This is a genomic window from Ruegeria sp. BHSC026 (genome assembly GCF_059613065.1).
Genome location: NZ_JBXWRV010000012.1, coordinates 22,601 through 47,678, shown reverse-complemented (window position 1 = coordinate 47,678; position 25,078 = coordinate 22,601). Strand labels below are relative to the sequence as shown.

Below are 25,078 nucleotides of genomic sequence, written 5' to 3'. Positions count from 1 at the left end.
CATGGGTCCTTTCCCCCACAATGCCCCGAAATCCGTTGTCAGCGCAGAAAACCCCGCCGGGACTGACGGATTCGAGTTCGTCGAATTCGCCCATCCCGAGCCGCAGGAGTTGCGCGATCTTTTCGCGAAAATGGGTTTTGAAATGGTTGCCCGCCACAAGGACAAGCCTGCAATCGAGCTGTGGCAGCAGGGCGACATCACCTATATCCTGAACGCCGATCCAGACAGTTTTGCCGCGAAATTCGTGGCTGAGCACGGGCCCTGCGCCCCGTCGATGGGGTGGCGCGTAGTCGATGCACAAAAGGCCTATGAACACGCGGTCTCAAAAGGGGCCGAACCCTATGATGGCGCCGACAAGACCATGGACGTGCCCGCGATCAAGGGCATCGGTGGATCGCTGATCTATTTTATCGACCAATATTACGAGACCTCGCCCTACAACGAGGAATTCGAGTGGCTGAAGCAGTCCAAGCCGCGCGGCGTGGGCTTCTATTACCTCGATCACCTGACCCACAATGTCTACAAGGGCAACATGGACAAGTGGTTCAAGTTCTACGGCGACCTGTTCAATTTCCGTGAAATCCGCTTCTTCGACATCCAGGGTAAATACACTGGTCTGTTCAGCCGCGCGCTGACTTCGCCCTGCGGCCGGATCCGCATTCCGATCAACGAGGACCGCGGCGAGACCGGGCAGATCGTGTCCTATCTGAAGAAATACAAAGGCGAGGGCATCCAGCACATCGCCGTCGGCACCGAGAACATCTATGACTCGACCGATGCGATCGCCGAGCGGGGGCTGAAGTTCATGCCCGGCCCCAACGATGCCTACTACCAGATGTCCTTCGACCGCGTGAAGGGCCATGACGAGCCGGTGGACCGGATGAAGAAGCACGGCATCCTGATCGACGGAGAAGGGGTTGTTGATGGTGGCGAGACCAAGATCCTGTTGCAGATCTTCTCGAAAACCGTGATCGGGCCGATCTTCTTCGAGTTCATCCAGCGCAAGGGCGACGATGGCTTCGGCGAGGGCAACTTCAAGGCACTGTTCGAATCGATCGAGCGCGAACAGATCGAGTCCGGTGAAATCGACGCCGCCTGATTTTCGGCGATAGGCCTTTCGGAACCCGCTGAGGGTTCCGGACTTCTCGGTGTCTCATCCCTTGGGCATTGTCAGGGTCAGGTTGCGCCCCTGCTTCTGATAACGAAGCTCGCTGTCACCGATCGCAACGACCTTGCCGCCGTCGATCCGGTCGCCGATCTTCAGCTTCTTGTACCGGCCGCTGGGCAGCCGGACCAGGGCGCGGCGGTTGGCCGGGGTGCCATAGACCCCGATCAGGTTCAGTCGTCTGAGGTTGATCGCGTTGTCCATCGTCGCTTGCCGGGCAACCGATGCGGTGCTGGGGATCTTTGGCGCCACGGATTTTGGCTGGAACGACCCCGCGTCGTCATCCGATTCCTCCACCGCAGCGACCGAGCCCAGCGTGGCGCCGCCGGTCTTTTGCCGTTGGGCGGCCAGTGCGGCAACCGTCGATGGGCGCACCCGTGGGCGCGGGACCCGGACCACCGCCTGTGCGGTGGGGGTTTGATCTGTCTGCGCCCTGTCTTGGACGGACTTGGGGCGGGCTTTCGGGCGTATGCCGGCCAGTTCGGTCAATGACCGCCCCCCAAGCTGTTCCCGCTCGAACCTGTCGATCAGATCGGCCGGGCGCGTCTTGGGGCGAAGGCCGGCCAGCCGTTCGTCGGCCTGGGTGACCGTCGGGTCGGTTTCGAATCGAACGGGCACCGCCGGCGGCACCCGCGCTGGCCGTCCCAGATACACCATGACGCCGTCCTGGTTCAGCGTCCCCTCGGGGGTCGGCGTCACCAACCCGCGCGCGTCCAGCGCGAACCGCGTGCCCGGCGCCGCGGGAGCGCTGACCTGATCGACCGGTGCGTCGGATGCAAAACTCAGGACATCGGGCAGTGCAATCGCATCCTGTGACAGGTCGGTCGAGTCGATGGATGCAAGATAGAGTTGGTCCGGGTCCTCCAGTGGCGGTGTCGGCGGGGCCTCTGGCGCAACGATGGTCAGGCCGGTGACCTCTTGGAACACCTCCTGGCTTTCGGGGTCGCGCTGGACCTGTTCGACCGGCGATGGCGCGACCGTCAGCGCATCCAGAACGGCGGTGTCGATCGGGTCCGGCCCGGGTGTGGGTGCGTCCGGGGTTTCAACCGGCGCCGAGACCAGATCGGCCAGGGCCTCGGGGTCGGTTTCGGAAGGAACAGGCGGCAATTCAACGGGCGCGCGTTCGGGTCCCGTGGTCGCCGCCTGCTCGAGGGAAGGCGGAGCCGGCTCCTCAGGCGTGGACACGGGCGCAGTGGTCCGAGGAACCTGATCTTCGGGTTGGTCCAGTACGGGGGCCTCGGCAACCACAGGCGCGGGAGGGGCAGGGTTCGGGGCAGGGGCGTCATCCGAGCGGTTCAGAATGCCAAATGCCACACCGGCCAGTACTGCAACGACGGCCACCGGCACCGCACGGCGCAGGCGGCGGTCGTGCCACAAGGTGCGTGCCGAGGGTCCGTCCAAGGTGTTCTGCGGGCGAAACGTCGCCGCGCCGTGCGGTTCAGCAACGGGGTGGACTGCGACCGAGGGCTCTGCGGCGGTCACTTCGGGCGAGGGTGCCGGTGCCGGCTCGGTCGGTTCAGTGCCCTCTGGGCGCGCGGGCAGGTCGGTTGCAATCGGCGCGGTTTCCGCCGTCGTATTGCCAGGTGCTCCGTCGAAACGAAACTCGAAGGATCCGGGCCAGGACTCACCCTGCGGAGGGGCCGCAATACACAGGGGTACGAACCCGTATTGAACGGTAAATCTTCGCGCCTCGTCCAGAGTTTCGCGGGCGATTGCGGCAACTTGCAGAACACCGTCCCGACGCTGAGAATCATGGAGCAGCTCGTTCGCCGCATAGGGCGTCGCCGCGGCCAGTTCGGCCTCGATCCGCGCGGTCGGATCGCCCAAACCGGCGTCATCGGCTGGAATCCCAAGATAGCGGACATGCTCGGCCGGGATCACGACGATGCAGCTTAGGTCGTTGGCCAGCGCAAAGGCCTGTTTGCGCAGTTCGGTCAGGTTTTCGGAAAAATCCGGATCGTCCAGCGTAACGGATCCGATCTCGAACCATTCGCCATCGGACTGGTGCAGAAGCGTGATGCCGTTTTCCGAAAGGGACAACGCGAAGGCGGGTATCATGATCCGAAGATGCCGTAATTGCCAGAACCAAAGCAAACGCCCATGCGTCCGCCCAACGAGGTTAAAGCAGGAACCCGCCGAGGGAAAGGCAAAGCCGGATTCTCCCCTTGCTCGGCAAGGGTCTGCCGGCCCATTGTCCGAGACAGGAAACCGGAGGGATCACCTTGAAGACATTTGCTTTTTTGGCGGCAATGCTGGCGGCGACCGCGGCCGGCGCCGCCCATGCGGAAGAACGTCGCATCCGTGTGTCCGCGACCGGAACGGCCGAGGCCGCGCCCGACATGGCCACCATCATGCTGGGGGTCACGAACGAAGACAAGGCGGCCTCGGCCGCAATGCGCGCGACCTCCGCCGCCGTCACGAAGGTTCTGGCCCGGCTGGACGACATGGGCATCGCGCCGCGTGACGTGCAGACGCGCGACCTATCGGTGTCGCCGGTCTGGAGCGGGCGGGGCTATTCGGGCGACGGCACCCCACGGATCACCGGCTTCGTGGCCTCGAACCGGGTGGTTGTGCGGGTGCGCGACCTGGGCGCGTTGGGCGCGATTCTGGATGGGGTCATGGAAGATGGTGCAAATGATTTCGGCGGCCTGAGCTTTGGCCTGCAGGAGCCCGAGCCGCTGGAGGCCGAAGCGCGGGCCGAGGCCGTGGCTGACGCGATCGAGAAAGCCCGGCAACTGGCGCAGGCCGCCGGCGTTACCCTGGGGCCGGTTCACTCGATCGACGAGCAGAGCGGCGGCCTGCGGCCGGTGATGCAGATGCGCGAGATGGCCATGGCCGATTCGGGCGGGGTCCCGGTCGCCGGTGGCGAGGTTTCTGTTTCGGTCACCGTGTCGATGGAGTTTGACATTTCCGACTAACGTCATCTTTCGCTGCGGGCCATCAGCGGTTTCCGCTGTTGGCCCGAGGCATCGAAATTCTCCGGTGACAACCAGGTTTCGAACGCCTGCCGGATGCGTGGCCAGTCCGTATCGATGATCGAAAACCACGCCGTGTCGCGGTTGCGCCCCTTGTAATGGGTGGCCTGCCGAAATTCGCCTTCGAAGACAAAACCCAGCCGTTCGGCGGCCCGGCGCGACGGGGCATTCAGCGCATCGCATTTCCATTCGTACCTGCGATAGCCCAGTTCATCGAAGACGCGGCGCATCATCAGGAACATCGTTTCGGTTGCGACCGGCGTGCGCTGCATCAGCGGCGAGAAATGGATGTGCCCCACCTCGATTGCGCCGGCATTGCGGTCGATACGCAGGTAGGATGCCATCCCGACGGGCTGTCCGCCTTGGTCCAGAACCGTGTGGAACAGCGGATCGTCCCCCGTGCAGGTCTGCGCCAGCCAGGCGGCGAACCCCGCTTGCGAGTCGAACGGGCCGTAGGGCAGGTAGGTCCAGTTGCGCCCGTCGGTATCGGCGGCAAACGCCCGGAACAGGCCGGGCGCATGCGCATTCGCATCAAAGGGCACCACGTGGCAAAACCGCCCCTGCATGGGCGCGCTCGGTGGGGCCGGGCGGGGGAACTCCCCCGCAACCGGCAGGCCCACGGGCTGGCCCAATGCGTTGATCCGGTGCCCCGGCATTTCGGACTAGGCGCAAGCCTTGGATAGCGCCTGATCGAGATCGGCGATCAGGTCATCGGCATCCTCGATCCCGATCGACACCCGCACCACGTTCGGCCCGGCACCGGCGGCCTCTTGCTGTTCGGGGGTCAGCTGCCGGTGCGTGGTCGAGGCCGAATGGATGATCAGCGACCGCGCATCGCCCAAGTTGGCGACGTGGCTGAAGATCTCGAGCGCGTTCACCAGCTTGACGCAGGCGTCATAGCCACCCTTGACCGCAAAGGTGAACAGGGCCCCTGCGCCCTTGGGGTAATATTTCTTGACCCGGTCGTGATAGGGCGACGAGGGCAAGCCCGCATAGGTCACATAGTCCACGCGGTCGTCTTTCTCGAGCCAAGCGGCGATCTTTTCGGCGTTTTCGACATGGCGCTGCATGCGCAGGCTCAGCGTCTCGATCCCCATCAGCGTGTAATGCGCAGCCTGCGGGTTCATCGTCATGCCCAGGTCGCGCAGGCCCACGGCGATACCGTGGAAGGTGAAGGCCAGTGGGCCGAAAGTTTCGTGGAATTTGAGGCCGTGATAGGCGGGCTCCGGCGCGCTGAGCGAGGGAAACTTGTCGCTGGCGGACCAGTCGAACTTGCCCGAATCCACGATGCAGCCGCCGGTCACCGTGCCATTGCCGGTCAGGTACTTGGTGGTCGAATGCACGACCAGCGTGGCACCATGCTCGATCGGGCGGCACAGATAAGGCGTGGCCGAGGTGTTGTCGACGATCAGCGGAATGCCGGCGGCATCGGCCACATCGGCCAGCGCGCGGATATCGGTGACATAGCCGCCCGGGTTTGCGATGGATTCGCAGAACACCGCGCGGGTGTTGTCATCGATGGCGGCCTTCACAGCATCCAGATCATCGGTATCAACGAACTTGGCCGACCAGCCAAAGCGCTTGATGGTCTGGCTGAACTGCGTGACCGTTCCACCATACAGCCGGGTCGAGGCGACCACGTTGCAACCCGGCCCCATCAGCGGGAACAGAGCCATGATCTGCGCCGCGTGACCCGAAGAACAGCACACTGCGCCAACGCCACCTTCCAGCGTCGCCACCCGCTCTTGCAGAACTGCCACCGTGGGGTTGGTCAGGCGCGAGTAGATATAGCCGACCTCTTGCAGGTTGAACAAAGCGGCCGCGTGATCGGCATCGCGGAACACATAGGCCGTGGTCTGATAGATCGGGGTCTGGCGCGCGCCAGTCGCCGGATCGGGGCGGGCGCCTGCGTGAATTTGCAGCGTATCAAAACCATAGGTGGGGCCGTCGGACATACGTCACTCTCCTGTTGGGTATATGCGTTGCAGAATCTCTAGGCGATTGCCGGGCCCGGCACAATGTCCGCGTCAGCGCAGCCACAGCCCCTTGTTCTTGATGACCTTGCGGATGGCCTGCTCGCGCTGGGGCAGGTTGTCCCGGTCGAACATGGCGCGGATCTTGGCGCCCTTGCCCTGATACACCAGCCGTTTCAGCGGATCGTAGTTCTTGAGCACCTTCTTGACCTTATTGGGCGCGGCAACAGTTTCCAGCACGTCGACCACCCGGTCGCTTTCGCGTGCGTAAAGCAGCGGGAACAGGCGATAGTGGCAGCTGACCGAGCCATCCAGCAGGCCCGCGGGCAGAACTTCGCGCCCGCCGCCAAGCGCGTGGATGACCAGCGGCAGAGCCGCCTGGTCCAGCCACGGGTCCAGGTTCTGGCCGGTCAGGGCGGGGATCTCTTCATCCCGGATGGTGCGCGCATAGTCCAGAAACCGCGTGCCGAATTGCCGGGGGCATTTGTAGAAGAAATAGCCCGCATTGAAATACAGATACCGCCGCCAGTATTCCGCCGGTTGGGTAGGGTCGATCGAGCTTTGGAAATCCAGCCCGAACCGGTCATAGAGCGCCCGCCAGATGCCATCGAACCCCGGCCCGTACAGGGTCGGCTTGGGCCAGGTGCCCTCGACCTTCTGCGACGCACCGGGCCGGTCGAAATCGAACGGCACGGCGGCCAGGTCGCCTGTAATCAGCGTGTCGGTGTCGAAGAACACGAACGGCTCACCCTCGGGCAGGGCGGCCAGCGCCTCGATCTTGTTGCCGTAGGGATAGCTTTCGCCGAACACCTCGGACGAAAAGGGCAGGATCTCGGCGTCCAGCTGTTTCAGCGCCTTCAGAACATCCTCGTTGCGGATGCTTGGGTCCTGGCTCCAGCGCGGGCCGGGTTGCGGAACGCCTACGAACAGGCGGCCCGAAAATCCGGGCGCGGAGTGGCGAAGTGAGGCGGCGAACAGGACGGCTTCGTATTGCAGGCGGTTGTTCTGCCCGATGATGAGGATGTTGAATTTCTGCCGGTCTGCCTGCATCTGCGCCTTCCGTTCAGGGCGCTTGCCCGCCCCTTGCCGTTGGTTTCGACCTACAGCATCGCTGAACCTGCGTCAAAACCGTTGACGCCGCGTGTTTGAAATCGGGCCCGGCACGCCCATGTTGATGGAGGAGATCAGACAGGAGCGCGACATGCGGATCAATGCGGATTTCACCCAGCGGGTGGCGGTTCACTTCGACCAGACCGAGTGGGTGGCCTCGCCCGCCGCCGGGGTCGAGCGCAAGATGCTGGACCGGATCGGCGACGAGGTGGCGCGCGCCACCACCATCGTGCGCTTTGCGCCCGGCAGCGCTTTTGCCGCCCACACCCATGACGGGGGCGAGGAATACCTGGTTCTGGACGGCGTTTTTCAGGACGAGACCGGAGATTTCCCGGTGGGCAGCTATGTCCGCAACCCGCCGACCTCGTCGCATACGCCATCGGCCAGCCAAGGCGCGACGATCTTGGTCAAACTGCATCAATTCGACCCAAACGACCGCACCACCGTGCGCCGCTCGATCAACGGTGCGGACCAAGTGCCGCTGTTCAAGGACGACCACGAAACGGTTGAAGTGCACAGTTGGCCGCCCGATCAGGTCGTGCCGATTGACGCGCCCGGCGGGGCTGAGGTCTTCGTGATCGACGGCGGCTTCACCGAACAAGGCGAGGAATTCGCGCGATGGGACTGGCTGCGTCTGCCGCCCGGAACGCGCACTGAATTGTGGGCAGGTCCGGATGGCGCCCGCGTCTGGATGAAGTCAGGGCACCTGTCCGTCATGGTCTGAGGCCGGTTTCGCCTGAAAAACGGGCAAATGCCACCAAAGAACCGGGTCATTCGGCCCGGTTTTCGCTTTTTTGACCATTTGGCAAATTTTACCAATTGATAAAAAATCTGTTTGTGGCAAGCTGGTCTCAATAACAAACATATCTACAGGGAGTAGAGTGATGGCACAGGGCCAGATGGCACCCGGCATCGTCGCCGGGCGGCTTTCCAGCGATGAGCTGACCTCGAATTTCACCGATCTGCATCCGCCTCTGGCGCCGCACGAGGCTGCCGTGGCCGCCGATCGGTGTTATTTCTGCTATGACGCGCCGTGCGTGACGGCCTGTCCAACCGATATCGATATTCCGCTGTTCATTCGGCAGATTCAGGCCGGGCAACCGGAATCAGCGGCAAAGACGATCTTCGATCAGAACATCCTGGGCGGCATGTGCGCCCGTGTGTGCCCGACCGAAACGCTGTGCGAGGAAGCCTGCGTGCGCGAAACGGCCGAGGGCAAGCCGGTCGAGATCGGGCGCTTGCAGCGGTATGCGACCGATACGCTGATGCAGGCCGGTGTGCATCCGTTCAAACGTGCGGCCCCCACCGGCAAGACCGTTGCCGTGATCGGGGCAGGGCCCGCGGGGCTGGCCTGTGCGCATCGGCTGGCGATGCTGGGCCATGACGTCGTGATCTTTGAGGCAAAGCCCAAGCCGGGCGGGCTGAACGAATACGGGATCGCCGCCTACAAGGCGACCAATGACTTTGCTCAGGCCGAGGTGGACTGGCTGCTGAAGATCGGCGGCATCAGCATCCGAACCGGCGAGGCGCTGGGCCAGACTGTCACTCTGGACAGTCTGCGCAACGACTATGATGCGGTGTTCCTGTCGATCGGTCTGGCTGGTGTGAACGCGCTGCGGGCCCAGGGCGAAGACCTGCCGGGCGTGCGCGACGCGGTCGATTTCATCGCCGAGGTCCGCCAGGCCGCTGATTTGGCTCAGGTTCCGGTGGGCCGGAACGTAGTGGTGATCGGCGGCGGGATGACGGCGGTCGATGCCGCGGTCAAGTGCAAACTGCTGGGCGCCGAGAACGTGACCATCGCCTATCGGCGCGGGCGCGCGGCGATGAGCGCCAGTAAATACGAACAGGATCTGGCGGCCTCGAAGGGGGTGCGCATCCTATGCAATGTCCAGCCCGTCGCCATCCATGGCAACGGGGCAGCGGCCGAGATCGAATTGGAGTATACTGCCACCGTGGACGGCAAGCTGACCGGCACGGGCGATACCATCCGTCTGGCCGCCGATCAGGTGTTGAAGGCCATCGGCCAGACGCTGAACGGCGCGCCCGAGGGGCTGGTGCTCGACGGCAACAAGATCGCTGTCGATGCGGCTGGACGCACCTCGGTTCCGGGGGTCTGGGCCGGCGGAGACTGTGCTGCGGGTGGCGAGGATCTGACCGTGACCGCCGTAGCCGAGGGCCGCGATGCCGCTATGGACATTCACGCCAGCCTGAGCGCCTGAGCGAGGCGTCGGCGCGTGAATTTGTGTGACAAGACGAAGATGCATCTTCGCATCAGGGAGGCCGGATAAATGGCTGATTTGAAAACGAACTTTCTGGGCATCGAAAGCCCCAACCCCTATTGGCTGGCCTCGGCGCCGCCGACCGACAAGGAATACAACGTCCGCCGTGCCTTCGAGGCCGGATGGGGTGGCGTCGTGTGGAAAACGCTGGGCGCGGAAGGCCCGCCGGTGGTCAACGTGAACGGCCCCCGGTACGGGGCGATCTACGGGGCCGACCGGCGTCTGCTGGGCCTCAACAACATCGAACTGATCACCGACCGGCCGCTCGAGGTGAACCTCGAGGAGATGGCCCGCGTCAAGGCGGATTACCCGGATCGCGCACTGATCGCCTCGATCATGGTGCCGTGCGAGGAGGAGGCCTGGAAAGCCATCCTGCCGCGCGTCGCTGAAACCGGCGCCGACGGGATCGAACTGAACTTCGGCTGCCCGCACGGGATGAGCGAGCGCGGTATGGGCTCGGCCGTGGGGCAAGTGCCCGAATACATCGAAATGGTCACCCGCTGGTGCAAGAAATACTATGACCGCCCGGTGATCGTGAAGCTGACGCCCAACATCACCGACATTCGCAAGCCGGCGGCTGCGGCCAAGAATGGCGGGGCCGATGCGGTGTCGCTGATCAACACGATAAACTCGATCACCAGTGTCAATCTGGACACGTTCAGCCCCGAGCCCTCGATCGACGGCAAGGGCAGTCATGGCGGCTATTGCGGCCCTGCGGTCAAGCCCATCGCCCTGTCGATGGTCTCCGAGATCGCCCGCGCCGAGGCGACCCATGGCCTGCCGATCTCGGGCATCGGCGGGGTGACCACATGGCGCGACGCGGCCGAGTTCATGGCGTTGGGCTGCGGCACGGTCCAGGTATGCACGGCGGCGATGACCTATGGGTTCAAGATCATCGATGAACTGACGGCGGGACTGTCACAGTGGATGGACGATAAGGGATACTCCAACGTATCGGAGATCGTCGGGCGCGCCGTCCCGAATGTGACCGACTGGCAATATCTGAACCTGAACTACGTTGCCAAGGCCAAGATCGATCAGGATCAGTGCATCAAGTGCGGCCGCTGCTACGCGGCCTGCGAGGACACCAGCCATCAAGCTATCTCCATGTCGCCCGACCGAGTGTTCGAGGTGATCGACGAGGAATGCGTGGCCTGCAACCTGTGCGTGGATGTCTGCCCGGTCGAGGGCTGCATCTCGATGGTGCCGATGGCGGCGGGCGAAGTCGACCCGCGCACCGGCAAGGTGGTTCAGCCGGACTATGCCAACTGGACAACCCACCCGAACAACCCGATGGCCAAAGCCGCCGAGTGATCGGCGTCAGATCACCAAAAGGGGCCGCGCTGCGGCCCTTTTTTCATGGGGTCAGCAGTTTTCGGTACAGGGTGTCGATGAAGGGCGCAGCCCCTTCGAACGGGTCTTCGTCGCCCAGGATCGCCCGTACCTGAACATCGAAATCCGCATAATGCTGGGTCAACGCCCAGATCGAAAAGATCAGGTGATGCGGGTGCAGGCGGGCGATTTTGCCCTGATCCATCCAATGCATCAGAACGGCCGCCTTCTGATCGACCAGCGCCTTCAGATCGTTCGACAGGGCGTCATGGATGCGAGGCGCGCCCTGCACCAGCTCGTTCGCAAACAGGCGGCTTTCGCGCGGCAACTCGCGGCTCATCTGCAGCTTGCGCTTGATGTACGAGAGGATCTCCTCCATCGGCTCGCCGTTTTCATCAAGGTCGTGCAGCGGCGCCAGCCAGGTTTCCAGAAGGCCGGACAGAAGCGCGGTGTGGATCGCCTCTTTTGACGGGAAATAATACAAAAGATTTGGCTTGCTCAGCCCGGCCTCGGCCGCGATCTGATCGACGGTCGCCCCGCGAAAGCCATGGGCCGAAAACACGTTCAGCGCAGCCTCGAGAATCGCGGTGCGGTTCTTTTTCTGAATTCGGGTCGGGGCGCGGTCTTTGGGCATGTATTCAGGGCGTCTCTTTTTCGAACAAGCAGGTGTTGAATATGCCGATTTTTGCATCGGCGCGATGCAATTTCTTGACTGATGTTGAACCCGTGATAGCGTGAGTTTGACCAGATGGTCAAATCAAGACACCAAAAGCGAGCTAAATCGCAAGCAACAGGGAAGACGAACATGGCAGCTCCGGCGCAGAATCTCAGGATTAATGGCGACAGGTTGTGGGACAGCCTGATGGAGATGGCCAAGATCGGTCCGGGCGTTGCCGGCGGCAACAACCGCCAGACCCTGACCGACGAAGATGCCGAAGGCCGCGCGCTGTTCCAGAAATGGTGCGAAGAAGCCGGGTGTACCATGGGCCTCGACCAGATGGGCAATATGTTCGCCATGCGCCCCGGCACGGACCCCGATGCGCTGCCGGTCTATGTAGGCTCGCACCTGGATACGCAGCCGACGGGCGGCAAGTATGACGGGGTGCTGGGGGTTCTGGGTGCGCTCGAGATCATCCGAACCCTGAACGATCTGGGCATCAAGACGAAACACCCGATCGTGGCCACCAACTGGACCAACGAAGAGGGCACCCGGTTCGCCCCCGCCATGCTGGCGTCGGGCGTGTTCGCGGGGATGCACACGCAGGATTGGGCCTATGACCGCGAGGATGCCGAAGGCAAGAAGTTCGGCGACGAGTTGCAGCGCATCGGCTGGCGCGGCGACGAAGAGGTCGGGGCCCGTAAGATGCATGCCTTCTTCGAACTGCATATCGAACAGGGCCCGATCCTCGAGGCAGAAGGCAAGGATATCGGCGTTGTCACCCATGGGCAGGGCCTGAGCTGGACCCAGGTGACCGTGACCGGCAAGGACGCGCATACCGGATCAACCCCGATGCCGATGCGCAAGAATGCCGGGCTGGCGATGGCGCGCATTCTCGAAAAGGTGGACGAGATCGCATGGTCGCATGCGCCTCATGCCGTGGGGGCTGCCGGGCATATCGACGTCTATCCGAACTCGCGTAACGTGATCCCGGGCAAGGTGGTGTTCACGGTCGATTTCCGCTCTCCCGAGTTGGACGTCATCAAGGATATGGAAAACCGTCTGCGTGTCGCCGCCGAGGACATCGTGGATGAGATGGGCCTGCAGGTCGAGTTCGAGAAGGTCGGCGGGTTTGACCCGGTGAAATTCGACGAGACCTGCGTCGCCGCCGTACGCAACGCGGCTGAGCGGCTGGGCTATTCGCACACCAACATCATCTCGGGCGCAGGGCACGATGCCTGCTGGATCAACCGTGTGGCGCCGACCGCGATGGTGATGTGCCCCTGCGTGGATGGCCTAAGCCACAACGAGGCCGAGGAAATCAGCAAGGAATGGGCAACCGCCGGGGCCGACGTCCTTTTCCACGCGGTCGTCGAAACCGCCGAGATCGTGGAGTAGCCGGGGCCGCGCGCCCCCAACCCGCAGGAAAATCAAGAGAGGCGCAACAGACGCGCTCGCAGGGAGTTGAACATGACCACAGTCATCAAGAACGGAACCGTCGTCACCGCGGATCTGACTTACAAGGCCGACGTCAAGATCGAAGGCGGCGTGATCACCGAGATCGGGCCGGATCTGAAGGGGGACGAGCAACTGGACGCGACCGGCTGTTACGTCATGCCCGGCGGGATTGACCCGCACACGCATCTGGAAATGCCGTTCATGGGGACCTATTCCAGCGATGATTTCGAAAGCGGCACCCGCGCGGCGCTGGCCGGCGGCACGACCATGGTGGTGGATTTCGCACTGCCGAACCCGGGCGAAAGCCTGCTGGATGCGCTCAAACGTTGGGACAACAAATCGACCCGCGCCAATTGCGACTATTCCTTCCACATGGCCGTGACATGGTGGGGCGAGCAGGTGTTCGATGACATGAAGACCGTCATCGAACAGCGCGGCATTAACACGTTCAAGCATTTCATGGCCTACAAAGGCGCCCTGATGGTCAATGACGACGAGCTGTTCGCCTCGTTCAAGCGGCTGGCCGAGCTGGGCGGGATCGCGATGGTCCATGCCGAGAACGGCGACGTGGTGGCCGAGTTGCAGGCCAAGCTGCTGGCCGAAGGCAATACCGGCCCCGAGGCCCATGCCTATTCGCGCCCGCCGCAGGTTGAGGGCGAGGCCACCAACCGCGCCATCATGATCGCCGACATGGCCGGGGTGCCGCTCTATGTGGTGCACACCTCGTGCGAAGAGGCGCATGAGGCCATCCGCCGTGCCCGGATGCAGGGCAAGCGCGTCTGGGGCGAGCCGCTGATCCAGCACCTGACGCTGGACGACAGCGAATATGCACATCCCGATTGGGACCACGCCGCGCGCCGGGTGATGAGCCCGCCGTTCCGCAACAAACAGCACCAGGACAGCCTGTGGGCGGGGTTGCAGTCGGGCTCGCTGAGCGTGGTTGCCACCGATCACTGCGCCTTCACAACCGAGCAGAAGCGGTTTGGCGTGGGCGATTTCACCAAGATCCCGAACGGAACGGGCGGCCTTGAGGATCGGATGCCGATGCTATGGACCCACGGCGTAGCGACCGGGCGGCTAACGCCGAACGAATTTGTGGCCGTGACTTCAACAAATATCGCCAAAATATTGAATTGCTATCCGAAAAAAGGTGCCGTACTGGTGGGTGCAGATGCCGATCTGGTGGTGTGGGACCCGGACAAGACCAAGACCATCAGCGCGGCGACGCAGCAGTCGGCGATCGACTACAACGTGTTCGAGGGGCACGAGGTCAAGGGCTTGCCGCGCTTTACCCTAACCCGTGGACAGGTGGCGGTGCATGATGGCGAGATCCGAACGCAGGAAGGCCAAGGCAAATTCGTCGCGCGCGAGGCCAACACCACCGTGAACAAAGCGCTGAGCACCTGGAAAGAGCTGACCGCCCCGCGCCCGATAGAGCGGTCGGGCATCCCGGCGACGGGGGTGTGATGCTCGAAGGTTGCCGACCGGGCAAAAAAGCCAAACTTCAAGGCAGTAGGATGACATCTGAAAGCAATACCCGGCCCGTGATCGAGGCAAAGAACCTCGACCTGACCTTCCAAACCAATGACGGACCCGTGCACGCCCTCAAGGACGTGAACCTGGCCATCGACAAGGGCGAATTCGTCAGTTTCATCGGCCCTTCGGGCTGCGGCAAGACGACCTTTCTGCGCTGTGTCGCTGCACTGGAAACGCCTACGGGCGGCACACTGACCGTCAACGGCATGAGCCCGGACGAGGCCCGCCGGAACCGTGCCTATGGCTATGTGTTCCAGGCGGCGGGCCTGTACCCGTGGCGGACCATTGCCAAGAACATCAAACTGCCGCTCGAGATCATGGGATACTCGGCGCAGGAGCAGGAAGAACGTGTAAAGAGCGTTCTGGAACTTGTTGATCTTGCAGGGTTTGGTGGCAAGTTCCCCTGGCAGCTGTCGGGTGGGATGCAGCAACGGGCCAGCATCGCCCGGGCGCTGGCCTTCGACGCCGATATCCTGTTGATGGACGAGCCTTTCGGCGCGCTGGACGAGATCGTGCGCGATCACCTGAACGAACAGCTTTTGGCGCTGTGGGCGCGCACCGGCAAGACGATCGGCTTCGTCACCCACTCGATCCCCGAGGCGGTGTATCTGAGCACCAAGATCGTGGTCATGAGCCCGCGCCCCGGGCGGATCACCGATGTGATTGACAGCCCTCTGCCCAAGGAGCGGCCGCTGGACATCCGCGACACGCCCGAATTCATCGAGGTCGCGCACCGCGTGCGCGAAGGGCTGCGCGCCGGGCACGGGGACGATGTGTGATGGGCAGGGGTGACATCAGACGCGCGACCGAGGGGGATGTGCCGGCCTGCGCGGCGGTGGTCTCCTCTTGGGCCCGCCAGACCGAGTGGATGACGGATGAACTGCCCCAACCGGAATTGGAGGCGCTGATCGCACAGGCCTTCCCGGACCGTGAGATGTGGGTCGTCGGCGAACCCGTCGATTGCTACATGTCGGTCGATCCTGAGGCGCAGAAGGTCGGGGCGCTGTATTGCCTGCGGACCGGGCAGGGGATCGGCAAGCGCCTGCTGGACCAAGCAAAACAGGGACGCAGCTTTCTGTGGCTGACGGCCCATCAACCGAATGCCGCAGCGCAACGGTTCTATCGCCGCGAGGGTTTTGTCGAGACCGGGACCGAGGCCGCAACGCCGCCCGAGACCGTCCCCGTGGTGCGGATGGAGTGGCACGCATGAAGCAGCTTGTCGCCGTTCTGACCGTTCTGCTGGCCATCGTCGTCATCTGGTACGCGGCCTGCATTCCGATGAACATCAAGGGTGTTCTGACCGAACAGGAACGGGCCGGGGCCGAAGTGGTTCCGCCCTCGGCCAAAGACCGCCGCGACATGGGGGAAATCGGCCTGGCGCTGCGCAACAGCTTTGCCATTCCGGCGACCTGGGCGCAGGATCGGCCGCGTCTGCCCGCGCCGCATCAGGTCGCGATCGAGCTGTGGGAGACCACGGTTCAGAAGAAGATCACCTCGAAACGCTCGCTGGTCTATCACAGCTGGGTGACGCTCAGCGCGACGATTCTGGGCTTTGCCATCGGCACGGGGCTGGGCATCCTGCTGGCGGTGGGGATCGTGCACAGCCGGGTGATGGACCTGTCGGTCATGCCCTGGGCCATCGTCAGCCAGACCATCCCCATTATCGCGTTGGCGCCGATGATCATCGTGGTGCTGTATTCGATCGGCATTCAGGGGATCATCCCCAAGGCGGTGATCTCGGCCTATCTGAGCTTTTTCCCGGTGGTCGTGGGCATGGTCAAGGGCCTGCGCAGCCCTGATGCGATGCAACTCGACCTGCTGCGCACCTACAATGCAAGCAACGGGCAGGCGTTCTGGAAACTGCGCCTGCCGGCCTCGATGCCCTATCTGTTCGCCTCGCTCAAGATCGGGATCGCCGCGTCGCTGGTGGGCGCTATCGTTGGTGAACTGCCGACCGGCGCTGTGGCCGGGCTGGGTGCGCGGCTGCTGGCTGGCAGCTATTACGGCCAGACGGTGCAGATCTGGTCGGCGTTGTTTGCCGCGGCCATTCTGGCGGCTTGCCTGGTGGGCCTGCTGGGCCTGATCGAACGCGCGGTGTTGAAACGCATGGGGATGGCGCAATGATGATGGTCGGTCTGGCAATCCTTTTGTGGCTGGCCGGTTGGTGGCTGAACACCCGCCTGGCCAGCGGACCCTATGCCGACACGCGGGCGGTGCGCATTCTTGCGCCGCTGATCTTCGGCCTGACCGTCATCGGGGTGTGGGAACTGCTGGTGCGCGGGCTCGAGGTGCCTCTGGTCATCCTGCCCGCGCCTTCGGTGATCTGGGACCGGTTCTGGGACAGCCTGCCGATCCTGTGGGCCGATTTCGTGCAGACCATCATCAAGGGCGCGCTCAGCGGCTATGTCATCGGATGCGGCGCCGCCTTCCTGATGGCAATCGCCGTGGACCGGTGGGACTTCCTTCGCCTGGGCCTGCTGCCGGTGGGCAATTTCGTGGCCGCGCTTCCGATCGTGGGTACCGCGCCGATCCTTGTGATGTGGTTCGGGTTCGACTGGCACTCGAAGGCTGCCGTGGTCGTGGTGATGGTCTTTTTCCCGATGCTGGTCAACACGGTGGCCGGCCTGCGCGAGGCCACCGCCATGCAACGCGACCTGATGGAGACCTATGCCGCAACCTATTGGCAAAGCTTTCTGAAGCTGCGTTTGCCTGCGGCCATGCCGTTTATTTTCAACGGGTTGAAAATTTCCACCACGCTGGCCCTGATCGGCGCTATCGTGGCAGAGTTCTTCGGCTCGCCCACTTTGGGCATGGGGTTCCGGATCTCGACCAGTGTCGGGCAATTGTCGCTGGACATGGTCTGGGCGGAAATCGTGGTCGCGGCGCTGGCCGGGACCGCGTTCTACGGTCTGGTCGCCATGATCGAGAAACTGGTGACCTTCTGGCACCCCTCGCAGCGGGGATAAATCATTCAAAAGACCCCGAAAACGGGGCGCAACAACAACTAGGAGAAATGAAGATGAAAAAGTTGATCAGCGGGGCAATCACGGCCCTGGCCCTGACGGCCGGATCGGCCTTTGCGGCGGACGAGGTGACGCTGCAATTGAAATGGGTCACGCAGGCCCAGTTCGCGGGCTATTACGTCGCGAAGGACAAAGGATTCTACGAAGAAGAGGGGCTGGACGTCACCATCTTGCCCGGCGGCCCCGACATCGCGCCCACGCAGGTGATCGCGGGCGGCGGCGCTGACGTCACCGTGGAATGGATGCCCGCAGCGCTGGCCGCGCGCGAAAAGGGCCTGCCGCTGGTCAACATCGCGCAGCCATTCAAAAGCTCGGGCATGATGCTGACCTGCTGGAAGGACGCGGGCATTTCCTCGCCTGAGGATCTGAAGAACCGCACGCTGGGCGTCTGGTTCTTCGGCAATGAATTCCCGTTCATGAGCTGGATGAGCCAGCTGGGCATCGACACCAGCGGCAAGAGCGAGAACGGCGTCGAGGTATTGAAGCAGGGCTTCAACGTCGACCCGCTGCTGCAGCGCCAGGCCGATTGCATCAGCACCATGACCTACAATGAATACTGGCAGGTGATCGATGCCGGCGTCAGCCCTGACGAGTTGGTGACCTTCAAGTATGAGGATCAGGGCGTGGCCACGCTGGAAGACGGGCTCTATGTGCTCGAGGACAACCTGAGCCATCCGGCCTTTGTCGACAAGATGGTCCGCTTCGTGCGCGCCACGATGAAGGGCTGGAAATACGCCGAGGAGAATCCGGACGAGGCCGCCGAAATCGTGCTGGAAAACGATGCGACCGGTGCCCAGACCGAGGAACACCAGAAGCGCATGATGCGCGAGATCGCCAAGCTGACCGCGGGCTCGAACGGTGCGCTGGACCTGGCCGACTACGAGCGCACGGTGAACACGCTTCTGGCCGGGGGCTCGGACCCGGTGATCACCAAAAAACCCGAAGGCGCCTGGACCCACCAGATCACGGATGCGGCTTTGAACTGATCCGACGAACGTTCAGGATGAAAACGCGGCCCTCGACAGGGGCCGCGTTTGTCGTTGTGAGTGTCGGATTTCTGTGGGGTCGAAGAGCGATTTGCGCTAGTATTCTTCTGTAATTCCCCGAGTTTTCTACGAAACTCAGACCGGGTCGGAGAAAGTGCAAGATTTTGCATCAGAATTCAACCACGCGGCGCAGCTTGTCCTGACAGGAGACCCCGACCTGTGGGCGATCGTGGTCTTGTCGCTGCAGGTCTCGGTCTGTGCGGTGCTGATTTCAGCCGTGATCGGGATGCCGGTCGGGGCCGCTCTGGCCGTGGCGCGGTTTCCCGGGCGGCGGGCGCTGATCATCCTGATGAACGCGTTGATGGGGTTTCCGCCCGTCGTCGTCGGCCTGCTGGTCTATCTGATGCTGTCACGGTCCGGCCCGCTGGGCGTGCTCGAGCTTTTGTACACGCCGACCGCCATGATCATTGCCCAGACCGTGCTGGTCACGCCGATCATCGCGGCGCTGACGCGGCAGGTGGTGGAATTGCTGGCCGAGGAGTATTCGGAACAGCTGCGGTCGCTGGGGGTGTCGCGGCTGGCCTCGGTGCCGGTGCTGCTTTGGGATGCGCGGCTGGCCCTGGTCACCGCCTTGCTGGCCGGTTTCGGACGGGCCATCGCAGAGGTCGGCGCGGTGATTATCGTGGGCGGCAACATCAATCACGTGACCCGTGTGATGACGACGACGATCGCGCTCGAGACCTCAAAGGGCAATCTGGCCCTGGCGCTGGCGCTTGGTGCGATCCTGATCGGGATTGCCGTGGCCGTGAATGCCATGGTCAGCGCCCTGACCCTGCGGGCCGAACAGGAAGGGCTGCGCCATGCGTGACCTGATGCCCGACATGCCGAACCAGCTGGAAATTTCGGGCCTTGCCATCGAACGCAAGGGGCGGGTCCTGCTGGATGTTCCCCGGCTGTCGCTGGACGGGCCCGGGCCGACGCTGATCCTGGGGCCGAACGGTGCGGGAAAAAGCCTGCTGTTGCGCTGTCTGCATGGGCTGATTCAGGCCGACAGGGGTCGGGTCCTGCAGGATGGTCTGGACCTGACCGCCGATCACAAGGCCCGGCAGGCCATGGTGTTCCAGCAGCCGGTTCTGCTGCGCCGGTCGGTGGCGGCCAATCTTGATTTCGTTTTGAAACGCAAACGGCTGGGCCGTGCTGCGCGCAAGGCGCGGATTGCCGACCTGCTGGCCGAAGGTGGGCTGGACAGCAAGGCCCGGCAATCGGCGCGATCTCTGTCGGGCGGCGAGGCGCAGCGTCTGGCTATCCTGCGCGCGCTGGCGCTGGACCCCGAGACGCTGTTTCTGGACGAGCCCACTAGCGCACTGGACCCCACCGCCACGCAGGCGATCGAGGCGATGATCCTGCGCGCTTCGGCGCGCGGGGTGCGGATAGTGATGGTCACGCATGACGTCGGGCAGGCCCGGCGTCTGGCGGCGGACATCGTGATGATGCAAGGCGGGCGCGTCGTCGAACACGGCACCGCCAGACAGGTGCTTGAGGCGCCGGAATGCCAAGCCTCGCGCCAGTATTTGGCAGGCTGGTTGGTCACATAACAAAAATCGGAGGCAATCCATGTTTCGCGCAGTACTCACAAGCGCCCTGGTCCTGTTCGGACTTGTCGCCAACCCGGCGACGGCCGAGGAGGCGTTCATCATTGTGCAGTCAACGACCTCGACGCAGAACTCGGGCCTGCTGGACTTCATTCTTCCGGGCTTCGAGGCCGAAACCGGAATCGAGGTGCGCGTAGTGGCCGTGGGAACGGGGCAGGCGATCCGCAATGCCAAGAACGGCGACGGCGACGTTTTGCTGGTTCATGCCAAACCGGCCGAGGAGGCGTTCGTGGCCGAGGGCTGGGGCATCGAGCGCCGCGACGTGATGTACAACGATTTCGTCATCGTCGGGCCCAAGTCCGACCCGGCGCGCATCAAGGGAATGACCGATGCCGCCGCCGCCCTGGTCGCCATCGCGAATGCCAGGTCGACCTTCGCCTCGCGCGCGGATGACAGCGGTACCCATCAGGCCGAGATGCGCCTGTGGCAAGCCTCCGGCCTCGACCCGACCGCTGACTCGGGCACTTGGTACCGCGAGACCGGCTCGGGCATGGGCGCCACGCTGAATCTGGCGGCGGGGATGGGGGCCTATGCGCTGACCGACCGGGCGACATGGCTGGCCTTCGGCAACAAGGGCGATCTTGCGGTTCTGGTCGAGGGCGATCCGGGCCTGTTCAATCAATATGGCGTGATCCTCGTGAACCCGGAAAAACACCCCGGCGTTCGCGCCGCCGCGGGCCAGAGGTTCATCGACTGGCTCACCGGACCGGATGGTCAGGCGGCCATTGCGTCCTATCGGTTGGAGGGCGAACAGCTGTTCTTTCCCAACGCCAGGTGACCGGCCCTCAGCCGCTGGCGCCGTTGTGGCGGATCGCGCCCAAGTCGGTCAGGTCATAGCCGCCCATCTCGGCCGCGCGGGCGGCAAACCCGTCCGAGTGCAGAAAGGACAGCAGCTTCTGCAAGGGCGGTTCGAAATACGCCCTACGCCAGATCGCCAGATCCAGACGTTCGGAGTGGGTCGGCACGAAGCCCAGCCCATAAAGACTGGCCAGAGCCCCCAGCCCGAACCCGGCCTCGGCCTTGCCGTCGTGTAGGGCGATGGCCAGTTCCTCTTCGGTGCGGGCGCAATTGGGCAAGGTGTCCAGGTCGTCGCGGCTCAGGTCGTGTTCGGCCAAGTGTCGGTCGAACAGATGTTGGCTGGCGGCGCTGTCCTGCCGCAGCAGAACGCGGCGGCCCTTCAGGTCGACAAACTCGCCGATGCCTTGCGTTCCGGGCGACAACAGCAGGCCGCGCTGGCGATGGGCGATCTGGACCAGAACCACGGGCGCTTCGCCCAGCGTGTCGCGCAGCGCGCCGGTGTTGAAGCCGTCAGGCTCGTGGATATGCAGAACCGCGGCCTGCGCCTTGCGGTCAGCCAGCCGCCGCAGTCCGTCAAACGATCCGTCGTAGTAGGTAGCCAGCCCCGAGCCGCTTTCGCGCAGCGCCCAGTCCAGCAGCGGATCGTGGCTGCCGGCCACGATCGGGGGCAGGGGCGGTTCAGCCGTCTGCGGGCCCGAGCGCGACGCATTCAGCCAAGCCAGCACCTCGGCCCGAGGAAACAGCAGTTTGCCCATAGCCCGCACGCAGGGCACCTCGCCCGATGCGGCCAGATCATAGGCCTTGCGCTCGCCGATTCGCAGCAGGTCGGCCAACTCGCGCGTGGTCAGGAAGTCGGGCATTCACTCCAGCCGCACGGCCGCGCCGCGTTCGGCCGAGGACAGGCCCATCTGGGTCAGCAAGAATGGGGCGGCGACCGTCACGACGGCCATCGTGGCAACTGCGGCAAGAAAGGCTTTCATCTGGTCCTCCTGGTTAGTCCGCGGGCGCCGTGGCGCCGCGCAGGAATTCGATCAGGTCGGCGCGGTCCTGCGCCTGCGCAATCCTCTGCATCGGCATTTTCGACCCCGGAATGTAGTGGTCCGGTCCCTGATCGAAAAGAGCGTTTATCGTCTGTTCAGTCCAAATGATATCAGACCCTTGCAGCGTTTCCGAGTAAGTGTACCCGGGCAGTGTCCCGGCCCGCCGCCCGAACACGCCATGCAGGGTCGGCCCGGCCCGGCGCTGATTGTCCGGCGTCAGGCTGTGGCAGATCGAGCATTTCCGGGCGAACTGCCGTTCTCCGTTTTGCATGTCGTCGGGGTCCTTCAGGAAACTCGGCTCTTGGCCGACCATTCGTTCCTGCGACCCCAGCGCGGCCACCGGCCAGCTATACATGGCCTGATCCAGCCCGCCTGCGTGCAGGTTTTCACCATCGGGCGAAAAGGCCAGTGCCCAGACCGGGCCGCGCAGCGTTGCGCGGAAATCCTGCGCGATCCGCCAATCTTGCGTGTCAATGACCATGATGTAGCCCTCGCCGTCGCCCACCGCCAGCAGCGACCGATCCGGGCTGAGGGCGAGCGCAAGGATCGGGCGACGGTCCAGCGTGAAATCGCGCTCGGCCCCGGTGGTAAGGTCAAGAATGCGGGTCACGCCATCGACCGCGCCATAGGCGATCCAACCGTCTTGCGCGTTCAGGACCAATTCGTTGATGCCGAAACCATGCTCGACCAGCCGCGCGGTTTCGGTTCCTGTCGTGACGTCCCAGACCCGCAGGCTGCCGTCGACCCCAGCGGAGAACAGCGTCCGCCCGTCCGGCGCGAAGGCCACCGCATTGACTCCGCTGCCCGTTGGACCCAGCGACTTGGCCGCACCGCCCTCGGTTGGCCAAAGACCGATGGTCCCGTCCCAACTGGCAGTCGCCACGAGGGTCTTTGAGGCAGCGAGTCCGACGACCTTGCCCTTGTGCTGACCTACGACCTGTCCACCGGGCCAACGGCGCAGGGTAAAGTCGTCGCCGGCCGAATAGATCGCGGTGCCGTTGAAAACCACCGCGTTCACGGCAGCCTCGTGACCCTCGAGCCAGTCCGGCTGCTGTCCGGACCACAGGCCCACGGAATTGTCGAAACTGGCGGTGGCAATGCGCCCGTCCGGGGCCGTGGCGATGTCCATGATCGGTCCGCCATGGCCCTTGAGCGTGTAGAAATCCGCCGCCAGCGGCAGCGGTAGCAGGGCCAGCGCCAGAGCCAGCCCGCGCATCTATTCGGCAGGCGAGGCCGCGCCGTCGCTGGCCTCCTGTGCCTTTACCTCTTCCAGCCACAGCGAATGGTGCTCGCGCGCCCATTGCTCTTCGACCTCGCCGGTACCCATGGCGTCAAACGCGCCTTCCATGCCGACCGAGCCGAGGTAGATATGCGCCAGTATGATGGCGATGAAGGCATAGGCGACCATGACGTGCCAGACCTGGGCATATTGCATTTCTTCCTGCGGAGACATTTGCGTGGGCAGGTCCAGTCCCAGCAGCTGCGGCAACCCGGTCGCGTTGGCGATTGAAAACGTCTTAGCGAACATCGGCAGTTCGAACGGGAACAGCAGCGACAGGCCCGACAGGCTGATCGAGACGCCCATCAGGATGCACAGCCAGAAAATGATCTTTTGACCGGCGTTGAACTTCTTGGCCGGGGGGTGGCTGCCTTTGGTGAACAATCCGCCGCCGGCCGCCAGCCATTTCAGGTCGGTCCGGTTGGGGATGTTGTGGGCGATCCAGTTCACGGTGATGATGATCAATCCCAGCATGAAGGCCCAGGCCAGATTGTTGTGCAGCCACTTGCAGCCTTGCGCGATGGTGGCGAACCCTTCTTTGCCGAACAGCGGGATCAGGAAATCGCGGCCGTACAGCGACAGCAGGCCGGTTAATCCAAGGATCAGGAACGAGCCAGCAAACAGCCAGTGCCCGAACCTTTCAAATCCTGAAAACCGGGTGACCGTGCGGCCAGTTTTCTCACCGTCGATGCGGATGCGGCCGCGGATCAGGAAAAACAACAGCAGAACGACCAGCATCCCGCCCAGAATATAGGTTCCGTACTCGCGCAGCGGACCGGTGCGGAAAGTCCACCACCACATGCCGCCGTCCTGGATCAGCACGCCGGCAGCAGGCCCCTTGGTCGACACGGTGACATCGGCCGAGCCATAGCGGATGGCGCGATACACATCGCTGTCCGAGGCGACGCCGCGCGTGCCCAACTGACCCAACAGCCCTTCGGCATTGCCTTGCCCGGTATTCTGCGCACGATAGCTGTTGTCGACTTTCTCGCCGCGTTGCCGGGCCAGAATATCCTCGAGTGTCGTGGCGCCACCGGTCTGCGCGCGCGGGGCAGCGGCTGGTTCGTCTGTGCCGGTCGTGTCTTGTGCAAGCGCGCCGTGCGCGATCCCAAGTGTCAACATCAAAGCCAGAAAAATGCGCAGCATCGGAACCTCGGTATTAATCCATAATCGGGTGACCCACCGGGGCGGGTCACCCGTGTTGTCAGGCTGAGGTCTCAGCCGTCCTTCTGGTCGTAGGCCGTGCCCCAACCCCAAGCGCCTGAGCCGAACCCGCGCGCCACGACGCGTTCGCGGTAGATGGCCGAGACCACGTCGCCGTCACCGGCGAGCAGGGCCTTGGTCGAACACATCTCGGCGCAGATGGGCAGTTTGCCCTCGGCGATCCGGTTGCGGCCGTATTTGGCGAACTCTGCGGTCGAGTGCGTTTCCTCGGGGCCGCCGGCGCAGAAGGTACATTTGTCCATCTTGCCGCGCGATCCGAAGTTGCCCGCCTGCGGGTATTGCGGCGCGCCGAACGGGCACGCATAGAAGCAATAGCCGCAGCCGATGCACAGGTCCTTGGAATGCAGGACGACGCCTTCTTCGTTCTGATAGAAGCAGTCGACCGGGCACACCGCCATGCAAGGCGCATCCGAACAATGCATACAGGCGACCGAGATCGAACGCTCACCCGGTTTGCCGTCATTGATCGTCACCACCCGGCGGCGGTTGATGCCCCACGGGACCTCGTGTTCGTTCTTGCACGCGGTCACGCAAGCGTTGCACTCGATGCAGCGTTCAGCGTCGCAGAGAAACTTTGCTCTAGCCATTAT

24 protein-coding genes are annotated in these 25,078 nt (G+C 63.6%); 15 read left to right on the top strand and 9 right to left on the bottom strand.

The annotated features are described in order from the left end of the window. Position 1: 1 nt before the first annotated feature. Complete coding sequence (gene hppD / locus AC2FME_RS14180; protein WP_496679642.1) at positions 2-1,099, top strand: 4-hydroxyphenylpyruvate dioxygenase; 1,098 nt, start codon at positions 2-4, stop codon at positions 1,097-1,099. A gap of 54 nt (positions 1,100-1,153) precedes the next feature. On the opposite strand, the gene AC2FME_RS14175 is transcribed toward hppD, so the two are convergent. Then, positions 1,154-3,223: a hypothetical protein gene (locus tag AC2FME_RS14175; protein WP_496800767.1), complete on the bottom strand. Its 2,070-nt coding sequence runs from the start codon at positions 3,221-3,223 to the stop codon at positions 1,154-1,156. 164 nt (positions 3,224-3,387) lie between these two features. On the opposite strand from AC2FME_RS14175, the gene AC2FME_RS14170 reads away from it, so the two are divergent. Then, positions 3,388-4,083 (top strand): SIMPL domain-containing protein, encoded by a 696-nt coding sequence (locus AC2FME_RS14170; RefSeq protein WP_496800766.1) that lies wholly within the window; start codon positions 3,388-3,390, stop codon positions 4,081-4,083. Between the two features lie 2 nt (positions 4,084-4,085). On the opposite strand, the gene AC2FME_RS14165 is transcribed toward AC2FME_RS14170, so the two are convergent. The 3 genes from AC2FME_RS14165 to AC2FME_RS14155 all read right to left on the bottom strand — a co-directional run bounded on the left by AC2FME_RS14165 (position 4,086) and on the right by AC2FME_RS14155 (position 7,163). Beyond that, the gene (locus AC2FME_RS14165; protein ID WP_496800765.1) at positions 4,086-4,796 is read right to left on the bottom strand and encodes a GNAT family N-acetyltransferase; all 711 of its coding nucleotides are present in this window, start codon (positions 4,794-4,796) and stop codon (positions 4,086-4,088) included. A gap of 6 nt (positions 4,797-4,802) precedes the next feature. Then, complete coding sequence (locus AC2FME_RS14160) at positions 4,803-6,095, bottom strand: O-acetylhomoserine aminocarboxypropyltransferase/cysteine synthase family protein (RefSeq protein WP_496679651.1); 1,293 nt, start codon at positions 6,093-6,095, stop codon at positions 4,803-4,805. Between the two features lie 72 nt (positions 6,096-6,167). Beyond that, complete coding sequence (locus AC2FME_RS14155; RefSeq protein ID WP_496800764.1) at positions 6,168-7,163, bottom strand: GT-B fold glycosyltransferase domain-containing protein; 996 nt, start codon at positions 7,161-7,163, stop codon at positions 6,168-6,170. Between the two features lie 151 nt (positions 7,164-7,314). On the opposite strand from AC2FME_RS14155, the gene AC2FME_RS14150 reads away from it, so the two are divergent. The 3 genes from AC2FME_RS14150 to preA all read left to right on the top strand — a co-directional run bounded on the left by AC2FME_RS14150 (position 7,315) and on the right by preA (position 10,816). Next, positions 7,315-7,947, top strand: coding sequence for a cupin domain-containing protein (locus AC2FME_RS14150; RefSeq protein WP_496800791.1), 633 nt, complete (start codon positions 7,315-7,317; stop codon positions 7,945-7,947). A gap of 160 nt (positions 7,948-8,107) precedes the next feature. Continuing rightward, positions 8,108-9,442: an NAD(P)-dependent oxidoreductase gene (locus tag AC2FME_RS14145; RefSeq protein WP_496795892.1), complete on the top strand. Its 1,335-nt coding sequence runs from the start codon at positions 8,108-8,110 to the stop codon at positions 9,440-9,442. A 69-nt stretch (positions 9,443-9,511) separates the two neighbouring features. Next, a complete protein-coding gene (gene preA, locus AC2FME_RS14140) occupies positions 9,512-10,816 on the top strand; it encodes an NAD-dependent dihydropyrimidine dehydrogenase subunit PreA (protein ID WP_496800763.1) in 1,305 nt (434 codons plus the stop codon). A 43-nt stretch (positions 10,817-10,859) separates the two neighbouring features. Here the strand turns inward: preA and AC2FME_RS14135 are convergent, their stop codons facing one another. Further along, positions 10,860-11,468, bottom strand: coding sequence for a TetR family transcriptional regulator C-terminal domain-containing protein (locus AC2FME_RS14135; RefSeq protein WP_496800762.1), 609 nt, complete (start codon positions 11,466-11,468; stop codon positions 10,860-10,862). 171 nt (positions 11,469-11,639) lie between these two features. Here AC2FME_RS14135 and AC2FME_RS14130 point away from each other — a divergent pair, with 171 nt between their 5' ends. From AC2FME_RS14130 to AC2FME_RS14085, 10 genes are all read left to right on the top strand, one after another. Next, positions 11,640-12,890, top strand: a complete 1,251-nt coding sequence (locus AC2FME_RS14130) for a Zn-dependent hydrolase (RefSeq protein ID WP_170538339.1) — start codon at positions 11,640-11,642, stop codon at positions 12,888-12,890. A gap of 72 nt (positions 12,891-12,962) precedes the next feature. Continuing rightward, positions 12,963-14,417: a dihydropyrimidinase gene (gene hydA / locus AC2FME_RS14125; RefSeq protein ID WP_496679661.1), complete on the top strand. Its 1,455-nt coding sequence runs from the start codon at positions 12,963-12,965 to the stop codon at positions 14,415-14,417. Positions 14,418-14,467: 50 nt separating this feature from the next. Further along, positions 14,468-15,265 (top strand): ABC transporter ATP-binding protein, encoded by a 798-nt coding sequence (locus AC2FME_RS14120; RefSeq protein WP_496710881.1) that lies wholly within the window; start codon positions 14,468-14,470, stop codon positions 15,263-15,265. Further along, on the top strand, positions 15,265-15,696 hold the full coding sequence (locus AC2FME_RS14115; protein ID WP_496687101.1) for a GNAT family N-acetyltransferase: 432 nt from the start codon (positions 15,265-15,267) through the stop codon (positions 15,694-15,696). Before AC2FME_RS14120 ends, AC2FME_RS14115 begins: the two co-directional genes overlap by 1 nt. After that, positions 15,693-16,610 (top strand): ABC transporter permease, encoded by a 918-nt coding sequence (locus tag AC2FME_RS14110; protein WP_496800761.1) that lies wholly within the window; start codon positions 15,693-15,695, stop codon positions 16,608-16,610. Before AC2FME_RS14115 ends, AC2FME_RS14110 begins: the two co-directional genes overlap by 4 nt. Beyond that, complete coding sequence (locus tag AC2FME_RS14105) at positions 16,607-17,452, top strand: ABC transporter permease (protein ID WP_170403663.1); 846 nt, start codon at positions 16,607-16,609, stop codon at positions 17,450-17,452. The genes AC2FME_RS14110 and AC2FME_RS14105 overlap by 4 nt, the downstream gene beginning before the upstream one ends. 53 nt (positions 17,453-17,505) lie before the next feature. After that, a complete protein-coding gene (locus tag AC2FME_RS14100; protein WP_496800760.1) occupies positions 17,506-18,495 on the top strand; it encodes an ABC transporter substrate-binding protein in 990 nt (329 codons plus the stop codon). 154 nt (positions 18,496-18,649) lie between these two features. Continuing rightward, complete coding sequence (locus AC2FME_RS14095) at positions 18,650-19,363, top strand: ABC transporter permease (RefSeq protein WP_496800759.1); 714 nt, start codon at positions 18,650-18,652, stop codon at positions 19,361-19,363. Further along, positions 19,356-20,090 carry an ATP-binding cassette domain-containing protein gene (locus AC2FME_RS14090; RefSeq protein WP_496800758.1) on the top strand — a complete coding sequence of 245 codons (735 nt, stop codon included), beginning with the start codon at positions 19,356-19,358 and terminating at the stop codon, positions 20,088-20,090. The genes AC2FME_RS14095 and AC2FME_RS14090 overlap by 8 nt, the downstream gene beginning before the upstream one ends. Before the next feature lie 19 nt (positions 20,091-20,109). Beyond that, on the top strand, positions 20,110-20,925 hold the full coding sequence (locus AC2FME_RS14085) for an ABC transporter substrate-binding protein (RefSeq protein ID WP_496687105.1): 816 nt from the start codon (positions 20,110-20,112) through the stop codon (positions 20,923-20,925). 7 nt (positions 20,926-20,932) lie between these two features. Here the strand turns inward: AC2FME_RS14085 and AC2FME_RS14080 are convergent, their stop codons facing one another. From AC2FME_RS14080 to fdh3B, 4 genes are all read right to left on the bottom strand, one after another. Continuing rightward, on the bottom strand, positions 20,933-21,805 hold the full coding sequence (locus AC2FME_RS14080) for a substrate-binding domain-containing protein (RefSeq protein ID WP_496679677.1): 873 nt from the start codon (positions 21,803-21,805) through the stop codon (positions 20,933-20,935). A 133-nt stretch (positions 21,806-21,938) separates the two neighbouring features. Beyond that, positions 21,939-23,201: a c-type cytochrome gene (locus AC2FME_RS14075; protein ID WP_496800757.1), complete on the bottom strand. Its 1,263-nt coding sequence runs from the start codon at positions 23,199-23,201 to the stop codon at positions 21,939-21,941. Further along, entirely contained in the window at positions 23,202-24,410 is a 1,209-nt protein-coding gene (locus AC2FME_RS14070) for a formate dehydrogenase subunit gamma (RefSeq protein WP_496800756.1), read from the bottom strand. Positions 24,411-24,481: 71 nt separating this feature from the next. Continuing rightward, positions 24,482-25,075 (bottom strand): formate dehydrogenase FDH3 subunit beta, encoded by a 594-nt coding sequence (gene fdh3B / locus AC2FME_RS14065; RefSeq protein WP_005983764.1) that lies wholly within the window; start codon positions 25,073-25,075, stop codon positions 24,482-24,484. Positions 25,076-25,078 lie beyond the last annotated feature (3 nt).